Genomic DNA, 19,556 nt, shown 5'->3' with positions numbered 1-19,556 from the left:
CTATTTTAATCTTCTTGAATCTCGATGACGATTTCTTTACCTTCTTCTTGTTCTTCCACAACCACTTTGTCTTCCAGTTGTTCTTTGAGACTGTTCAAGATCTCTTTTGAAGCTTCTGTCGCCTGCTGTGCACAACATTTTGCTTTTTCAAGGACAGTATCTAGGGTGATTTCGCCTGATTCCACTTGTTCCTTGGTTTTAAGAACAAATTCTTTGGTTTGTTCTTTGACTTCTGTCAATTTTTCACAGACTTGTTCCTTGGCATACTCAGGATCTTCTCTTAAATCTTCTAAAAATCCTTGTGCTTGACTTCTCACTTGCTTACCTTTATCACTAGTTAGAAACAAGGCTGCAGCCACACCTGAAACAGTTCCTAGAAAGATAGATGATAGTTTACCCATTAGCTTACTCCTTTTTTATTTTTTGAAAAATTTACTTGCAACACGTATAGCTGATAAGCCTGCGCCTGTCTTCAAGGTTTTTGATCCAGCAGATGATGCCTTTTTGCTCAAAACACGCGCTTGATCATTAAGGTCTGATACAGAAACAGACAAATCAGCCACTGCTGTAAAGAGAGGATCAATCGTTGCCACTTTAACGTTGATATCATCAACTAGAACATTGACCTTAGTTAATAGCTCATTGGTATAATGGAGAGTCACATCAAGATCAGATGTTAAGGTTTTTACAGTTTTTTCTGATTCATCAATAACTCGACCAACTTTCTGTAAAGTAATAATCAAATAGACTAAAAATACAACCAAGGCAATGGCTACAAAAATATAAGCAGCTTCTAACATATTAATTCTCCTTTTTTATAATATAAAATGGCGCTTTTTTCCGATTTTGATAGAAAACAATAAAGATTCCAAGTCCGATTAAGACAGCTGATAACAACTGGGAAACACGAAGGCCAAGGAACATGAGGCTATCAGTACGCATACCTTCAATAATCAAACGTCCAAATCCATACCACATAAGATAAAAAGCTGTGATGTGCCCACGGCGAATACCTTTTAGGCGTCTTCTAAAAATAAGAATCAAAGCAAATCCGATGACATTCCAAATGGACTCATATAGAAAGGTTGGCTGTCGATAAGAACCGTCAATGTACATCTGATTCTTAATAAAGGATGGAAGAAAGTCCAGACTCTCGACAGCTGCACCATAAGCTTCCTGATTAAAGAAATTTCCCCAGCGTCCAAGGCTCTGAGCAATCAGAACACTCGGTGCAGCAATATCTAAGAAATCCCAAGTATTGATTAACTTGCGGTCTGCAAAGATGTATAGAACAATCGCTCCAGTAATCAGGCCACCGTAGATCGCTAGACCGCCATTCCAGATAGCAAAGATTTCTCCTAGATTCTGACTGTAATAATCCAATTTAAAAATGACATAGTAGAGTCTCGCTCCAAGTATTGATAATGGGAAGGCAATCAAGATAAAGTCTAAAATATCATCAGATAAAATCTTTTTATGAGGTGCTTCACGCATAGCTAGAAAAACTGCTAAGATCAGACCTGAAACAATACAAAGCGCATACCAGCGAACAGCAAAGGGACCTATCTGAAAAGCAACAGGATCAATCATCTTTCACCTCGTTCTTTGAAATCAGATTTGTTAAACGTTCTTCAAACAGACGCGTCGCATCAAAGCCCATGTCTTTGGCACGATAATTCATAGCTGCCGCCTCGATAACAACAGAAATATTGCGCCCTGTTTTAACTGGGATGCGGATACGTGGAATGGTAACTCCAGAAACTTCTAGTTCTTCAGCATTATTTCCTAAGCGATCAAAGGTCTTATGTGTATCATAATTTTCCAAATAAACAGCTAGCTGAACTTGTGAAGAATCCTTAACTGCACTGGCACCGTATAGACTCATGACATCGATGATCCCTACTCCACGAATTTCGATTAGATGTTTCAAGATTTCAGCAGGTTCACCCCAGAGAGTCATTTCATCCTTAGAATAGATATCTACCCGATCGTCTGCTACTAAGCGGTGACCACGTTTAACTAGTTCTAAACCTGTCTCACTCTTACCGATTCCACTATCACCTTGAATCAAAACACCCATACCATAGATATCCATTAGGACCCCATGTACACTTGTACGTTCCGCTAAACGTGAATCAAGATAGCTAGATAGTTCTCCAGACAAACGACTGGTTGCTGTACGACTAGTTAAAATCGCAATTTTACATTCTCTAGCAGCCTTCAACATTTCCTCTGGAACCACCAAACCACGGGCAACGATGACCGCAGGTGTCTCCGGTTGAAACATTTTTTTCAAGACATCGTAACGATTTTGAGAAGGCATAGAGACTAGGTAAGACCACTCCTTCATCCCCAAAAGTTGAATCCGCTCTGGAGTATAGTAATCAAAATAGCCCGTCATTTCAAGACCAGGTCGCGTAATATCCGCAGTATTGATTTCCTTTTCAAGTAATTCTGCTTCACCATAGACAATGTCCAATCTAAGCTTTTCAATCACTTCTTTTACTAAAACCGACATTATTTCCTCCTTAAATCGAGTTCTTCTCTACTATTATATCAAATTGTAGGAGGAAGTTTTAGAATTTTGCAGGATTTACAGGATTAATTTAAAACAAAAAAGACTAGATCGCTCTAGCCTTTCTAATTAATTAGAATTTTTTACGTTTACGAGCTGCTTCTGATTTACGTTTACGTTTTACAGAAGGTTTTTCATAGAATTCACGTTTGCGTGTTTCTTGAAGAGTACCAGCTTTAGTAACTGCACGTTTGAAACGACGAAGTGCATCGTCAAGAGATTCATTCTTACGTACTACTGTTTTAGACATTTTTTTCACTCCCTTCAAGTTCAAGATCTATTCTATTTTACACGGAATAAAGAAAATTGTCAAGAAAAAAATGAAATTCTCCCAAATCATTCAATTTAAAATTTACAAGATTTTACCATTATGTCTAGCCTAGTTCTCCACTTCTAAAGTTTGTTCTAAACAAACATCTAATTTTTTAATTTCTAACCCCATGTGATCTAGGTACTCTCAATAATCTGACGGTAGATCATAAATGATATACAGATCCTGACTCTCAAAATGCCAGACAAAGTGTTTAAGTATCTGCTCTTGAATAAAATGTAAATCCTTTAGTTGACCTAAACTGATAGCTTCTATCTTTGCTAAATACTGACAAAAAGCAGAAAGTGATGAACAGTCAAATTTGTCTTCTTCATGTAAAAAATACAAAAAATTTTGATTTTCATCCCTCATCATATTTGAAATATATCCAGACCAAAAAACCACCCAATCCACAGGATCGAATGGTCTTTAATGATAAAAATCTTATTTCTTTAACAAGCTGAGTGCTGCTGCATCTGCGATAATGGTCACATCTGGATGGTTTTGTAGGCTACTTGCTGGAAGGCTTTCTGTCACAGGACCTTCAACAGTTCCAGCGATAGCTTCTGCTTTTGATTCACCATAAGCAAAGAGAAGGATAGACTTAGCATCCAAAATGTTCTTAATCCCCATTGAAATGGCTTGTGTTGGAACATCTTCAATCTTATCAAAGAAACGTGCGTTAGCTTCGATAGTAGACTGGTCAAGCTCTACAAGATGTGTTTGGCTATCAAATGGAGTTCCTGGCTCGTTAAATCCAATGTGTCCATTACGACCAATTCCCAAGATTTGTAGGTCAACTGGATGGTCAGCCAATATTTGATTGTAGCGTTCCACTTCTTCTTCAGCATGGTCTTTATCGCCACGTGGCAAGAAGCTTTCTTTGAATGGTTTTTGATTAAAAAGATTTTCTTGCATGAAGTAACGGTATGATTGAGGATTGTCCCCATCAAGACCGACATACTCATCTAAGTTGACACTTGTAAGATTTGAAAAATCAAGATCGCTCTCAACGATTCGTTGGTAAAATTCCAGAGGGCTACTTCCTGTTGCAAGCCCTAATGTTTGTGCACCGTTTTCCAACTTTTCTTTCAAGATGTCAAAGGCAACTTTTCCACCTTCAACTGGATTTTCCACTTTAATAACTTTCATTTTTATAACCTCCGTTTTCTTTATTTCATTATATGGTATAGACCAATTTTTGTCAAGTGAAAACGGTTTATTTTTGTAAAAAATATGAATATAGTAAGTACTGCTTAAAACCTATACTAGAAGACATAAAAAGAGAGAACTCGAAAGTCCTCTCTTAGGTATAGGTATCAAGTCCTGCTTTTTTATCGAACTATTTTCTACGTTTTACTAAAGCTAGTCCTACAAGACCAATTCCTAGACCTAAAACTACCAATGCTGTAGTAGCTTGTTCACCAGTTTTTGGTAAAACACGATCCTTTGGTTTATCTGGTGACTTTGGATTTGATTGTTTTGGTGGATTAGTTTTTTTGTTTGGAGTTGTTGGAATAGTTGGTGGAACTGGCGGTTGATAGGTATTCACTAATACAAGATGTGTTTCATTTTCTTGGATTGTTTTAGAAACATATCCCTCAGGAACCTTGACTTCAGCTATTGTATAGTTAATAACTTTTCCTGCTGAATGTTTAGGAAGATTTGTAAAAGTATAGTTCCACTTATTATCTTCGCTCAAAGTAACTTCTTTTCCAACTTTTTTGCCATTAGCATAGAGTTGGATCTTGATGTTATTTGGACGTTTTCCTGCCTTATTATCAGCATCCTCCCAACGCTTACTAACTTTCAAATCAGTTACTTCAGGAACATGAGTATTAGTTATAGTATAGTTTTTCTGATCTATCTCTGTCGTATATCCCTCTACTTGATCCTCTGCTACTGTATAAACAATAGCTTTTCCTTCTGGATCATTTTCAGGTAACTGGTCAAATGTAAAGTTCCAGTTATCTTCTGACTTAACAGATTTACTTGCTACTTCACTACCGTTTGCCAAAAGACGAACTCTTATAGTATCTGGACGAATGCCATCTTGGTTTTCTGCGTCATTCCAAATCTTCTTACCTTTTATGCTTGTAGTTCCACGATAAACGTTGGTAAATGTTGTCTTCTCTTCACCATAAGCCACCGTTCCCATTTTGATACCATCATCATCCGTTACTGTTACAGTAACCTTTAATTCATGTCTATCATAGTCATAGTGACCAGAGTTTTCAGGAATCATTTCTTTAATGAGATAATAGTAAACGCCTTCTTTAGCATACTTAATAGCATTGAAGGTTACACTTCCATCTTCTGCATTTTTGGCAATTTGGATAGGCTGAGCTAGATTATTTGCATCATAAAGTCCAAAACTAAACTGGTCTTTTTCTAATGCTTTTCCTTTTAGAATCTTTTGAGCCTTTAATATAACATTTTCTGATTTTTCAGCTCCACCAAGACCTGATCCTGACTCTAGACGAACTTCACGCACGATACTACGAGTCTCAAAATTAGTGGCTGACCATGATAAGGTGTTAGAAACTAAAGACCCCGCAGGAACTCCATCTGGTAACTTAGTAGAGTATTCAATATACATTGCCCAATGATAGTTATCTCCAAATGGAATTGTAAATCCTGTGATTCCTCCTTGAGCATTTTTAGTGAATACCGCCTTTTTTGAAAAATTATCTGATGGCTCTAACGTAAGAATATGAGCCTCGTTACGAATCTTTGTAGGTTGTGTCTCATAGCGAACAGCTCTAAATGACTCAGGAATTAAGGTTTGTCCATCACCAAAAGTATCCGTAATTGTCATCCCACGAATCATATCTTGATTGGCATTCAAGAGAATACGCCACTTAATGATACTTGGATCGGTATCATCCTGATAACCATATTTCATCTCATAATCGCCAGCTTCACCACTATCTTGTTTGTACTTAAAACTATAGGTCTTATGACCAATGGTAACAGTAACTGGTTGACTTTCCTTAACAACTTCTCGATTAATCGTTAAATTAAACTGAAGGAGTAACTCTTTTTTCTCAGGACGTTTTGCAAAATAGTCTGTAAAAGTTACAGTAACTTTCCCTGTACTCGGATCCGTCTGAGCTATTCCCACCTTCTTACCATTAGTATTCGTTACATCAAAGGTTAGATTCGTTATCAGTCTCAGCTCTTTTGGAATATCTAAAACAAGCTTATCGTTCTCAGCTATACTCTGGCTATCTGGAAAGGTTAACTGATAGGTTGCGAGTAAGCGTTCCCCAGCAATAACCTCCACATCCTCGGCTAGTTCAAGGCCAGACCTCTCATGGACCATCTTAGTATCTAGATTGTAATTTATGACAGTTTCTGCTTGAACTATTTTTGCTAAATTGATCATCGATAATCCCATTAGCAAGAATGTTAAGAAAAATGTTAGACATTTAAACCATTTATGTTTCATAATAACCTCCTTTACGATTAGAAAACATTTGATTGTCTAATCAAATTATACCATACTTATTTAAAAAAATGTACAATTCCTGACCATTTGTTTAATTAATTTTAAAGATTTATATTTATTCAAAGTTTTCGGTTTCTTAAATAAATTATAAAAACAAAAAGAGAGGCATTAACCTCTCTTCTTGCGATTACATACATTTATTTAATAAATGTATAACCAACTTTAGAATATCTTTTGTTTAGATACTCAAAGATAAATCTTGATTCGTTCTAGAAACCTAGAAACATTAAGCTTCATCTTCTTTTTTGCGTTTTGCAACCAAACCTAGACCTACCAGGCCAAGTGCAGCACCAAGTGCAACAAGTCCAGATTTAGATTGTTCACCAGTGTTTGGCAACTCAGGACCTTTAGGTTTTTCTGGTGTTGGCGGTGTTGGCGGTGTTGGCGGTGTTGGTGGTGTTGGCGGTGTTGGCGGTGTTGGCGGTGTTGGCGGTGTTGGCGGTGTTGGCGGTGTTGGCGGTGTTGGCGGTGTTGGTGGTGTTACCTTGTTGTTAAACTCAGTATCTTCAGGCATTTGTGAAGTAAGAGTCAACACTTTGCCATCCTTAGTTACAGTAACTCCAACAGTCGCTACCATCTTATCGTACTCAACTCCAGCCTCTGTACCTTTCACTTCTTCTACATGATAGATATAAGTACCTTCTTGACCACGTTTGAATTCAAGAGCTGAGAACTTGATCTTACCTTCAGCATCATTGCTTACGGTTTCAATCACGTTACCATCTTTGTCTTTCAATACGAAGCTGAATTCACCAGCTTTCAACGCACGACCTTCCAATTTCTTCGTGAAGTTGAATTCAACTTTCACTGGAATATTAACAACACGTTTTTCAGTTGGTTTTTCTGGTTTTTCAACTGATTTCTTAGTTGGATCATATTGGTGAACAATTTGAGAAGCTGTATTTTCAATATCTACACCTTCTTTAGCAGTTCCCTTGATACGTGCTGGAATATCAAACTTGTAGTAACGTCCAAATGCTAATTTAGCAGTGTCGATTACTTGTGTATTTTCTGCATCTCCAAGAGACTTAGTCAAGTCAGCCTTAGATGTAGCAGTAATAACACCATCCACAATTGAGATATCAAACTTAGCTGTTACATCTTCACCAGTTACTGAATCATAAGCTTTAATATCAGCTACATTAACATCCAAGTTTTCGCTGTCATATTTATCTGTAATATCAACAGATTGAATATTGTGAGCTTCTGTGAATTTAGTTGTATCCAACCATACTTGGTAAACAACCTTATCACCTTTATGGAGTGTTTGAGTATTGATATTTTGCTTTTCATTATTATCAACTTTGTCCACATATGGATCATTGTTGGTATCTGCTACTTTATCAGTCAACTCTTTATCATCATCAAGAAGTTTATTTCCAGTGATATCAAATTTCTCTTCATTAAGAATATATTTCTCTGGATTGAACTCAGGAGTTTCTGGTGGAGTTACACGGTTGTTAAACTCTTTATCAGCGATATCGCCAACAGTTGCTACAAGAACTTTAGCTGTTCCATCGTGAGAAACAGTTACTGTTACATTCGCTTTCATAGTATCGTATGTAACGGTTGCGTCTGTTCCAGCTACTTCTTCAACTGTGTAGTTGTGAACGCCTGCTTGTTCTTTCTTGAATTCGATAGCTGAGAACTTAACGTTACCAGACGCATCGTTCGTTACAGTTTCAAGAGTCTTACCTTCTGAATCTTTAAGAACAAAGCTGAATTCGTTCGCTTTCAATTCACGGCCTTCCAAACGTTTAGTGAAGTTGAACTCTACTTGTACTGGTACGCTATTCACACGTTTTTCAGTTGGTTTGCTTGGTTTTTCAACTTTCTTCGTAGTTGGGTTGTAGTAGTTCACTACTTGAGCCGCAGTATTTTCGATATCTACTCCGCCAGGAACATCAGCTTTCACTGTTGTTGGGATGTCGAACTTGTAGTAACGTCCGAAGGCGAATTTAGTTGTGTCGATCACTTGAGTGTTTTCTGCATCGCCAAGTGACTTCGTGAAACCAGCTTTAAGGGTTGCACTGATCACACCATTGTTCACAGCGATATCGAATTTAGCTGTGACATCATCACCTGTTACTGAATCGTAAGCTTTGATCTTAGTAGAATCAAGATCCAACTTAGTTTCATCGTAGTCATCTGAGATTCCTACTGATTGGATGTTGTCCTTGTTAGCTGCGTCAAATTTAGTTGTATCAAGCCATACTTGATATACCAATTTATCGCCACGTTTAACAGTCTTCGTATTCAAGTTTTGAGCTTCGTTGTTTGATGCATCATCCGCATATGGGTTGGCATTTGTATCTGCGTACTTATCTGCCAATTCTTTGTCATCGTCAACGAGCTTGTCGCCTGTGATATCGAATTTCTCTTCAGAAACAACGTATTTCTCTGGTTGGAACTTAGGTTCTTCTGGAGGAGTTACGCGGTTGTTGAACTCTTTATCAGCGATATCGCCAACAGTTGCCACAAGAACTTTAGCTGTTCCGTCGTGAGAAACAGTTACTGTTACATTCGCTTTCATAGTATCGTATGTAACGGTTGCGTCTGAGCCTTTAACTTCTTCAACTGTGTAGTTGTGAACGCCTGCTTGTTCTTTCTTGAATTCGATAGCTGAGAACTTAACGTTTCCAGATGCATCGTTCGTTACAGTTTCAACAACTTTTCCTGTTGAATCTTTAAGGACGAAGCTGAATTCGTTCGCTTTCAATTCACGACCTTCCAAGCGTTTAGTGAAGTTGAATTCTACTTGTACTGGTACGCTATTCACACGTTTTTCAGTTGGTTTGCTTGGTTTTTCAACCTTCTTCGTAGTTGGGTTGTAGTAGTTCACTACTTGAGCTGCCGTATTTTCGATGTCTGCACCAGCCGCAACGTCAGTCTTAACGGTTGCTGGGATATCGAATTTATAGTAGCGACCAAATGCGAACTTAGTGGTGTCGATGATTTGAGTATTTTCTGCGTCTCCAAGTGACTTGGTGAAGCCAGCTTTAAGAGTTGCAGTCATGACACCATTTTCAACCTTGATGTCAAACTTGTCCGTTACATCATCACCAGTTACTGAATCATAACCCTTGATAGCTGAAGCATCTACATCAACCTTCGTTTCATCGAAGTCATCAGAAATACTTACTGATTGGATGTTATCCTTGTTAGCTGCGTCAAATTTAGTTGTATCAAGCCATACTTGGTAAACCAATTTAGCGCCTGGTTTCACAGTCTTAGTATTCAAGTTTTGAGCTTCGTTGTTTGATGCATCGTCCGCATATGGGTTGGCGTTGGTATCTGCCACCTTATCTTTCAACTCTTTATCATCATCAAGAAGCTTGTCGCCAGTGATATCAAATTTCTCTTCTGAAACAACGTATTTCTCCGGTTGAAACTTAGGTTCTTCTGGAGGAGTTACAACGTTGTTGAACTCTTTGTCTGAAGCGTCTGTCACTGTCTTCACAAGTGCTTTAGCTTTTCCATTGTGTTCCACTACAACTGTTACTTCTGCCTTCATAGAGTCATATGTAACTGTCGCATCCGTTCCCTTAACTTCTTCAATTGTGTACTTGTAAGTACCTTCTTGGCCTTTCTTGTACTCAATTGCTTTGAACTTAACGTTTCCGTCCTTGTCGTTCTGAACAGTTTCGATCGGTGTTCCATCTTCTGCCTTCAATACGAAGCTGAATTCACCAGCCTTCAATTCACGGCCTTCCAGTTTCTTAGTGAAGTTGAAGTCCACTGAGATTGGTACTGAGTTGACACGTTTTTCAGTTGGTTTTTCTGGTTTCTCTACCTTCTTCGTAGTTGGGTTGTAGTAGTTAACTACTTGAGCTGCCGTATTTTCGATGTCTGAACCAGCCGCAACGTCAGCTTTGACAGTTGCTGGGATGTCGAACTTGTAGTAACGTCCAAATGCGAACTTAGTTGTATCGATGATTTGAGTGTTGTCTGCGTCTCCAAGTGACTTAGTGAAGCCAGCTTTAAGAGTTGCAGTGATCACACCGTTGTCCACAGCGATATCGAACTTATCTGTTACATCATCGCCTGTTACTGAATCGTAGGCTTTGATCTTAGTAGAATCAAGATCCAACTTCGCTTCATCGTAGTCATCAGAGATTCCTACTGATTGGATATTGTCCTTGTTAGCTGCGTCAAATTTAGTTGTATCCAACCATACTTGGTAAACCAATTTAGCGCCACGTTTAACAGTCTTAGTGTTCAAGTTTTGAGCTTCGTTGTTTGATGCATCGTCCGCATATGGGTTGGCGTTGGTATCTGCCACCTTATCTTTCAACTCTTTATCATCATCAAGAAGCTTGTCGCCAGTGATATCAAATTTCTCTTCTGAAACAACGTATTTCTCCGGTTGAAACTTAGGTTCTTCTGGAGGAGTTACAACGTTGTTGAACTCTTTGTCTGAAGCGTCTGTCACTGTCTTCACAAGTGCTTTAGCTTTTCCATTGTGTTCCACTACAACTGTTACTTCTGCCTTCATAGAGTCATATGTAACTGTCGCATCCGTTCCCTTAACTTCTTCAATTGTGTACTTGTAAGTACCTTCTTGGCCTTTCTTGTACTCAATTGCTTTGAACTTAACGTTTCCGTCCTTGTCGTTCTGAACAGTTTCGATCGGTGTTCCATCTTCTGCCTTCAATACGAAGCTGAATTCACCAGCCTTCAATTCACGGCCTTCCAGTTTCTTAGTGAAGTTGAAGTCCACTGAGATTGGTACTGAGTTGACACGTTTTTCAGTTGGTTTTTCTGGTTTCTCTACCTTCTTCGTAGTTGGGTTGTAGTAGTTAACTACTTGAGCTGCCGTATTTTCGATGTCTGAACCAGCCGCAACGTCAGCTTTGACAGTTGCTGGGATGTCGAACTTGTAGTAACGTCCAAATGCGAACTTAGTTGTATCGATGATTTGAGTGTTGTCTGCGTCTCCAAGTGACTTAGTGAAGCCAGCTTTAAGAGTTGCAGTGATCACACCGTTGTCCACAGCGATATCGAACTTATCTGTTACATCATCGCCTGTTACTGAATCGTAGGCTTTGATCTTAGTAGAATCAAGATCCAACTTCGCTTCATCGTAGTCATCAGAGATTCCTACTGATTGGATATTGTCCTTGTTAGCTGCGTCAAATTTAGTTGTATCCAACCATACTTGGTAAACCAATTTAGCGCCACGTTTAACAGTCTTAGTGTTCAAGTTTTGTTCTTCGTTGTTTGATGCATCATCCGCATACGGGTTCGCATTTGTATCTGCGTACTTGTCTGCCAACTCTTTATCATCGTCAACGAGCTTGTCACCTGTGATATCGAATTTCTCTTCAGAAACAACGTATTTCTCTGGTTGGAACTTAGGTTCTTCTGGAGGTGTTACAACGTTGTTGAACTCTTTATCAGCCGCATCTGTTACGTTCGCAACGATTGCTTTGGCTGTTCCATCGTGAGATACCACAACTTTAACAGTCGCAACCATTGTGTCGTATTTGACTGTTGCGTCTGTTCCAGCTACTTCCTCTACAGTATAGTTATAAGTCTTACCAAGATCGTCTTTACCAAATTCAAGAGTCTTGAAGGTAATTTTACCAGTAGCGTCATTCTTCACTGTTTCGACAACATTGCCATCTTTCTTAAGAACGAATGTGAATTCTTGATCTTGCAATTGACGACCTTCAAGAGATTTCGTGAATTTAAGATCAAGTGGAACTGGAACGCTATTTACACGTTTTTCAGTTGGTTTGCTTGGTTTTTCAACCTTCTTAGTTGTTGGGTTGTAGTAGTTAACGACTTGAGCTGCAGTATTTTCGATATCTGCACCAGCTTTAACAGATTCTTTCACTGTTGTTGGGATGTCGAACTTGTAGTAACGTCCAAATGCGAACTTAGTTGTATCGATGATTTGAGTGTTGTCTGCGTCTCCAAGTGACTTAGTGAAGCCAGCTTTAAGAGTTGCAGTGATCACACCGTTGTCCACAGCGATATCGAACTTATCTGTTACATCATCGCCTGTTACTGAATCGTAAGCTTTGATCTTAGTAGAATCAAGATCCAACTTCGCTTCATCGTAGTCATCAGAGATTCCTACTGATTGGATATTGTCCTTGTTAGCTGCGTCAAATTTAGTTGTATCCAACCATACTTGGTAAACCAATTTAGCGCCACGTTTAACAGTCTTGGTGTTCAAGTTTTGAGCTTCGTTGTTTGATGCATCGTCCGCATATGGGTTCGCATTGGTATCTGTGTACTTGTCTGCCAACTCTTTATCATCATCGACGAGCTTGTCACCTGTGATATCGAATTTCTCTTCAGAAATAACGTATTTCTCTGGTTGGAACTTAGGTTCTTCTGGAGGTGTTACAACGTTGTTGAACTCTTTATCAGCCGCATCTGTTACGTTCGCAACGATTGCTTTGGCTGTTCCATCGTGAGATACCACAACTTTAACAGTAGCAACCATTGTGTCATATGTAACAGTTGCATCTGTACCAGGAGTTTCTTCTACAGTATAGTTATAAGTCTTACCAAGATCGTCTTTACCAAATTCAAGAGTCTTGAAGGTAATTTTACCAGTAGCGTCATTCTTCACTGTTTCGACAACATTGCCATCTTTCTTAAGAACGAATGTGAATTCTTGATCTTGCAATTGACGACCTTCAAGAGATTTCGTGAATTTAAGATCAAGTGGAACTGGAACGCTATTTACACGTTTTTCAGTTGGTTTGCTTGGTTTTTCAACCTTCTTAGTTGTTGGGTTGTAGTAGTTAACGACTTGAGCTGCAGTATTTTCGATATCTGCACCAGCTTTAACAGATTCTTTCACTGTTGTTGGGATGTCGAACTTGTAGTAACGTCCAAATGCGAACTTAGTTGTATCGATGATTTGAGTGTTGTCTGCGTCTCCAAGTGACTTAGTGAAGCCAGCTTTAAGAGTTGCAGTGATCACACCGTTGTCCACAGCGATATCGAACTTATCTGTTACATCATCGCCTGTTACTGAATCGTAGGCTTTGATCTTAGTAGAATCAAGATCCAACTTCGCTTCATCGTAGTCATCAGAGATTCCTACTGATTGGATATTGTCCTTGTTAGCTGCGTCAAATTTAGTTGTATCCAACCATACTTGGTAAACCAATTTAGCGCCACGTTTAACAGTCTTGGTGTTCAAGTTTTGAGCTTCGTTGTTTGATGCATCGTCCGCATATGGGTTCGCATTGGTATCTGTGTACTTGTCTGCCAACTCTTTATCATCATCGACGAGCTTGTCACCTGTGATATCGAATTTCTCTTCAGAAATAACGTATTTCTCTGGTTGGAACTTAGGTTCTTCTGGAGGTGTTACAACGTTGTTGAACTCTTTATCAGCCGCATCTGTTACGTTCGCAACGATTGCTTTGGCTGTTCCATCGTGAGATACCACAACTTTAACAGTCGCAACCATTGTGTCATATGTAACAGTTGCATCTGTACCAGGAGTTTCTTCTACAGTGTAGTTATAAGTCTTACCAAGATCATCACGTCCGAACTCAAGAGTCTTGAAGACAATCTTACCAGCTGCGTCATTCTTCACGCGTTCTACTTCAACACCGTCTTTCTTCAATACGAATTCGAATTCGTTCTCTTGAAGTTCACGGCCTTCCAAACGTTTCGTGAAATTCATTTCCACTGGAACTGGAACGCTGTTCACACGTTTTTGAGTAGGTTTTTCTGGTTTTTCAACTGTCTTGCTTACTGGGTTGTAAACGTGAACAGTTTGGTTAGCTGTATTTTCAATATCAGCACCAGCTTTAACTGATTCTTTCACAGTCGCTGGGATGTCGAACTTGTAGTAACGTCCAAATGCGAACTTAGTGGTGTCGATAACAGGAGCATTAACTTTATCTTTGATAAATTCTTCTTTAGAAGTTGCAGTGATGGTGCCATTTTCAACTTTGATATCGAATTTAGCTGTGACATCATCACCAGTTACTGAATCGTAAGCTTTGATATCAGCCGCGTTAACGTCCAATTTTTCTGCATCGTATGTATCAGATACACCAACGTATTGGATGTTGTTTGCTTCAGTGAATTTAGTAGTATCAAGCCATACTTGGTAAACCAATTTAGAACCACGTTTAACTGTCTTAGTATTTAAGTTTTCTAGTTCATTGTTAGTTGTCTTGTCTACATATGGATCCGCATTTGTTTCAGTGTACTCATTGTTCAACTCATCGTCGTCATCCATCAACTTGTTACCAGTGATGTCATATTTCTCTTTAGAAACGACAAATTTTTCAGGTTGGAATTGAGGTGTTTCAGGAGGAGTGATCTTGTTGTTGAATTCTTTATCAGCAGTTCCTTCTGTTGATGTTCCATCAGCATTGACACCGCCAGTTGATGTTACGTTTGTTACAGTAGTCAAGGTGTGACCATTCTTAGCAACTTCAACTCTAATGGTTGCTTTCATGGTGTCGTAAGTCATTCCAAGCTCTTTTGAAGCTGGGATTACTTCTTCAACAGTATAAGTATGTGTACCAACTTTAGTATTGTCAAATGACAACTCAGTGAAAGTAACTGTTCCATCTTCTTTATTGGTAACAGTTTCAATTTCTTTACCAGTTGAATCTTTCAATACGAAGCTAAATTCACCTGCTTGAAGTTCACGACCTGCTAATTTCTTAGTAAAGTCAAATCTTGCAACGACTGGAGCCACATGATAGTTGTTGAACTCTGTATCTGCAGGCATTTTAACATTAGCAGACAAGAGACCAGTTGCAGCATCCTTAGTAACAGTAACTGTTACCTCAGCATTCATTGAATCATAGTCAATGTTTGTGTCAGCTCCAGCTACTTCACGTACTGTGTAAGTATGCGTACCTTCTTGATCATAAGCGATTGCGTCAAACTGGATAGTTCCGTCAGCCGCATTTTTCTTAGTTTGGATAACATTACCGTTTTCAAGCAATTCAAATGTGAAGGCATCTTTTGTAAGTTCTTTTCCTTCCAGACGTTTAGTGAACTTGAATTGAACTTGTGTTGCAGTTGGTGTGAAGGTGTTGTTAAACTCTTTGTCTTGTGGAAGTGTTGCTACAGCTGTAAGTGCATGACCCGATTTCGTTACAGAAACTGTCACGTTAGCTTTCATGGTGTCGTAAGTCATTCCAAGCTCTTTTGAAGCTGGGATTACTTCTTCAACAGTATAAGTATGTGTACCAACTTTAGTATTGTCGAATGACAACTCAGTGAAGGTAACTGTTCCATCTTCTTTATTTGTAACAGTTTCAATTTCTTTACCAGTTGAATCTTTCAATACGAAGCTAAATTCACCTTCTTGAAGTGCGCGACCTGCAAGTTTCTTCGTGAAGTCGAACTTAGTAACTACTGGCGCCACTACATAGTTGTTGAATTCTGAATCTTCTGGCATGCTCACTTTTGCGGACAAGAGACCAGTTGTAGCATCCTTAGTAACAGTTACTGTTACTACCGCATTCATTGAATCATAGTCAATGTTTGTGTCAGCTCCAGCTACTTCACGTACTGTGTAAGTATGCGTACCTTCTTGAGCATAAGGGATTGCGTCAAAGGTGATTGTTCCATCTTGGGCATTCTTCTTAGTTTGGATAACATTACCGTTTTCAAGCAATTCAAACGTGAAAGCATCTGCTTCAAGTTCTTTACCTTCAAGTTTCTTAGTGAACTTGAATTGAGCTTGTGTTGCAGTTGGTGTGAAGGTATTGTTAAACTCTTTGTCTTGTGGAAGTGTTGCTACAGCTGTAAGTGCATGTCCAGATTTCGTAACAGAAACTGTCACGTTAGCTTTCATGGTGTCGTAAGTCATTCCAGCTTCTTTAGTTTCTGGGATAACTTCTTCTACAGTGTACTTATGATTTCCAACTTGAGTATTTGTAAATGTTAAAGCATCAAACTTAACTTTACCATCAACATCATTTTGCTTGGTTTGAAGAACAGTTCCTTCAGAATCTTTCAAGACAAAACTGAATTCGCCAGCTTTAAGTTTACGGCCTGCAAGAGCTTTGCTGAAGTCAAATTGAGCTGTTACTGGTGCCACTACATGGTTGTTAAAGACTTTATCATCTGCACCAGTTGCTTCACCACCTGTTGAAGTCATTTCAGTCTTAGCTGACAAAAGACCTGTAGTTGCATCTTTGGTTACAGTTACTTTAACTGCGATTGTCATTGCATCATAGTCTACATCGGCTTTATTGCCCTTCACTTCCTTAACAGTATAGTTGTAGACACCTACTTGGTCAAATGATAATTCACTGAAGCTAATCTTACCATTTGCCTTGTTAGTTACAGTCTCACTAACATTGTTGTCACCAGTCAATGTAAAGCTAAAGTCTCCAGCATTCAAGGTACCATTTGAAAGTGATTTATCAAATTCAAGGTTTACTTTAACAGGAGCTGGTGTGAAGGTATTATTGAACTCTCTATCTGCAGGAAGTGTGTTTGTTGCTTTAAGAACGTGAGCTTCCTTGGTAACTGTGATTGTCACTTCAGCCTTCATTGTGTCATAAGTCATGCCAGCTTCCTTAGAAGTAGGAATAACTTCTTCTACAGTATACTTGTGGGTTCCAACTTGTGTCTTGTCAAATGTCAAGTCATCAAAGGCTACAACACCTTCTTTAGTATTTGTCTTAGTTTGAAGAACCTTACCTGTTGAATCTTTAAGAACAAAGCTAAACTCGCCAGCTTTCAACTCACGACCTGCTAGAGCCTTGCTAAAGTCAAACTTAGTCTTAACTGGAGCTACAACATAGTTGTTGAAGACCTTGTCATTCTCACCCTCAGCATGACCACCTGTTGATGTATAAACTGCTTCAACTTCTAGTTTATCCTGAGCATTTTGAGTAACGGTAACTGTGAGAGTAACCTCCATACCATCATAGTCAACGTCCTTATCCGAACCAGCAACTTCCGTAATCTTATAAGTATAGGTACCTGGTTTTTCGAATGTTAGTTGGCTAAAGGTTGCCTTACCATTTTTGTTGGTAACTGTTTCTTGATGTGTGCCACCTTCTTGTTTAAGGGTAAAACTAAAATCACCATCATTTAAAGTACGTCCTTCAAGGACTTTACTTACTTCAGGGGTGTAGGTTACTGGATCTACTTTTTCATAGTAGTAAACTGTTTCCGTATATGGCGTCAATCCATTAAGCAAGTCAACGTTTGTACCAATACCGAAATTTCCTTTTTCCAACTGTTCATTTGGAGAAAGGTGTCCTATATTATCTCCTAAGAATGGGACAAACACCGTTTTCTTGGGTGTGTATCCTGAAGCTGTTTGGAAGCCAAATGCAGTTTCCTTACCGTTTGGATAGCTTACTCCATTTTCAAGAGTAAAAGGGATCGTGTACAGTGGTGTCTTTTGGACAACTAAATCTTCTGTGTTATATTTCCCTGGTTTAATTGGCTTGGTTTCTGCAAGGAGCATATAGCCATCTGTACTTAATGAACCGTCAGAACGCTTGCTTTGTTGCTTTGGATCAAGAAGATAGACACGAACGACAACTGAACCATCTTCTCCGACGATTTCTTTGATACGCTTGATGCCCGCACGCTCAGCATCCATGAATTTAGTCCCAACAACATATGGACGAGAAACATAGCCCGTCATACTATCGGCAGAAGCTTCTTGATAGAGTTTGTAACCTGCAAACTTTCGTTTACCTGAAGCAGTGAAGTTTTGACCTTCTGTAGCTGTCAATGTATACTTAGCTAATTCAACTTCATTACCATTCGCCTCATAATCTTGAACAGTTGTGTCTGTTTTACTAGCATTATAGGTAGGATTGGCTTTGTCGACTACTTTATAGTAAGTGCTTTTGGTAACAACTTTTGGAAGTTTGAAGTTACTATCTGTAATCGTACGTCCATTGTAGGCTGGTTCTACAGCGTTCATAATATCTGTAGTAGTACGAGCATTATAAACAGCATTATAATGTGCCTCCTCCGCAGGAGTTAGTGTATGTCCCGACGCTACTAAAGCAGTAATGCTATCTCCAACCTTATAACCTACTTGCAGAAAAGGCTGAACTGTTTTATCTGCTGCTATAGAAGTCTGATAGTCAACTTGGAAGGTCAACTCAGAATTTGACTTGGTTGTTGTTGTAGAGAACTGCTGAATACCACTTGTTGCAGTGATTGTCTTTGTTTCTACAATAGCCCCTGTATTCTTATCGATTAGTTCAACGACAGAATCTGTTGACGTACTAAAGTTTTTATAGATGCGGACATAGTATTTGGTATTGTAGCGTTCATTAAATTTTGTAAGGTCTAGGATACCAAAAGTATAGACATCACCTTCTTTTCGCTGATAGCCTGATGGAACATTTTGAGACCTAACAGATGCACCAAGAGGATCTGACATATCCGGATCTGCTGTTTCACCTTCTTTAAGTGTGGTTGTAGTTGCTAGTGCTTCTGTATTATGGTCAGTTGCAGCACGTCGACGGCGACGACCGCTATCTGTAGCCAAAGCACCAGCATTCACAGTATTTTCCGCTGCTAAGGCAAGGGTTGCTTTATCTACTAGTGGTTTTGCTTCAACATTAGCTGCACTAACAGTTGTATCAAGGCTAGATGCCTCTGTTACAGCTGAAAGTTCTGCTTTGGGCTCAGATTTTTCCTCTGGTTTAGATTCAATCTTTTCTTCTGCCTTAGGCTTAGCTACTACAGTTTCTACTGTTTTTGAATCAGTTGCTGATGGTTTAGAAGACTCTGATTTTGCCTCCGAACTAAGAGATGTTTTTTCCTCAGTTTTTTCAGCTTTTATTTCTTCAGATTTTGCTTCAGTTGATTCTGATTTTGCTTCTTCAGGCTTAACTTCAGGTGTTGAAGGTTCTAAAGTAGCTTCTGAAGATTCGGTAACAACTGTATTCTCCACGTCGGCGGCTGACTCTTTCGACTGATTTTTGTCGATGAGTTCAGTATTCTCTCCAGGATTTCTTTGTGCTACAATCTCAGATGCTTTTACAGCACTACCGTTAGCCATCAAAAAGCTAAGGGTTGTTCCTAAGAAAACTGATGCGACCCCAACTTTATATTTTCTTAAAGAAAATCGTTGTTGCTCTCTTCTTATCATGTGATAAGTTCTCCTTTTTTAAACATTTTTACTAATAATATGTAAGAATATTTGGAATTTTCAGAAAAGAAAACACTTT

General features: G+C 38.9%; 8 protein-coding genes. All 8 read right to left on the bottom strand.

The features are described 5' to 3' along the window. Positions 1–5: 5 nt before the first annotated feature. Positions 6–401: a YtxH domain-containing protein gene (locus tag ACORHT_RS03815; protein ID WP_434350662.1), complete on the bottom strand. Its 396-nt coding sequence runs from the start codon at positions 399–401 to the stop codon at positions 6–8. Positions 402–416: 15 nt separating this feature from the next. Continuing rightward, a complete protein-coding gene (locus tag ACORHT_RS03810) occupies positions 417–800 on the bottom strand; it encodes a DUF948 domain-containing protein (RefSeq protein WP_075229384.1) in 384 nt (127 codons plus the stop codon). Between the two features lies 1 nt (position 801). Further along, positions 802–1,590, bottom strand: a complete 789-nt coding sequence (gene lgt, locus ACORHT_RS03805) for a prolipoprotein diacylglyceryl transferase (RefSeq protein WP_434350661.1) — start codon at positions 1,588–1,590, stop codon at positions 802–804. After that, positions 1,583–2,518: an HPr(Ser) kinase/phosphatase gene (gene hprK, locus ACORHT_RS03800; RefSeq protein ID WP_075229382.1), complete on the bottom strand. Its 936-nt coding sequence runs from the start codon at positions 2,516–2,518 to the stop codon at positions 1,583–1,585. The genes lgt and hprK overlap by 8 nt, the downstream gene beginning before the upstream one ends. Positions 2,519–2,648: 130 nt before the next feature. Further along, positions 2,649–2,825 carry a 30S ribosomal protein S21 gene (gene rpsU, locus ACORHT_RS03795; RefSeq protein ID WP_000048054.1) on the bottom strand — a complete coding sequence of 59 codons (177 nt, stop codon included), beginning with the start codon at positions 2,823–2,825 and terminating at the stop codon, positions 2,649–2,651. Between the two features lie 504 nt (positions 2,826–3,329). Continuing rightward, positions 3,330–4,037, bottom strand: coding sequence for a glucosamine-6-phosphate deaminase (locus ACORHT_RS03790; RefSeq protein WP_434350660.1), 708 nt, complete (start codon positions 4,035–4,037; stop codon positions 3,330–3,332). 190 nt (positions 4,038–4,227) lie between these two features. After that, positions 4,228–6,336 carry a Cna B-type domain-containing protein gene (locus tag ACORHT_RS03785; protein ID WP_434350659.1) on the bottom strand — a complete coding sequence of 703 codons (2,109 nt, stop codon included), beginning with the start codon at positions 6,334–6,336 and terminating at the stop codon, positions 4,228–4,230. 286 nt (positions 6,337–6,622) lie between these two features. Next, complete coding sequence (locus tag ACORHT_RS03780) at positions 6,623–19,477, bottom strand: Spy0128 family protein (RefSeq protein ID WP_434350658.1); 12,855 nt, start codon at positions 19,475–19,477, stop codon at positions 6,623–6,625. Positions 19,478–19,556 lie beyond the last annotated feature (79 nt).

Origin of the sequence: Streptococcus sp. KHUD_014, assembly GCF_051106275.1 — a bacterium.
Lineage (GTDB): Bacteria > Bacillota > Bacilli > Lactobacillales > Streptococcaceae > Streptococcus.
Note: the sequence above shows the minus strand (reverse complement) of the source record. Positions and strands in the feature narration are given on the sequence as shown.

Coding starts and splice junctions, on each gene's coding strand:
- ACORHT_RS03815 (WP_434350662.1), bottom strand. CDS start 401: ATGGGTAAACTATCATCTATCTTTCTAGGAACTGTTTCAGGTGTGGCT.
- ACORHT_RS03810 (WP_075229384.1), bottom strand. CDS start 800: ATGTTAGAAGCTGCTTATATTTTTGTAGCCATTGCCTTGGTTGTATTT.
- lgt (WP_434350661.1), bottom strand. CDS start 1,590: ATGATTGATCCTGTTGCTTTTCAGATAGGTCCCTTTGCTGTTCGCTGG.
- hprK (WP_075229382.1), bottom strand. CDS start 2,518: ATGTCGGTTTTAGTAAAAGAAGTGATTGAAAAGCTTAGATTGGACATT.
- rpsU (WP_000048054.1), bottom strand. CDS start 2,825: ATGTCTAAAACAGTAGTACGTAAGAATGAATCTCTTGACGATGCACTT.
- ACORHT_RS03790 (WP_434350660.1), bottom strand. CDS start 4,037: ATGAAAGTTATTAAAGTGGAAAATCCAGTTGAAGGTGGAAAAGTTGCC.
- ACORHT_RS03785 (WP_434350659.1), bottom strand. CDS start 6,336: ATGAAACATAAATGGTTTAAATGTCTAACATTTTTCTTAACATTCTTG.
- ACORHT_RS03780 (WP_434350658.1), bottom strand. CDS start 19,477: ATGATAAGAAGAGAGCAACAACGATTTTCTTTAAGAAAATATAAAGTT.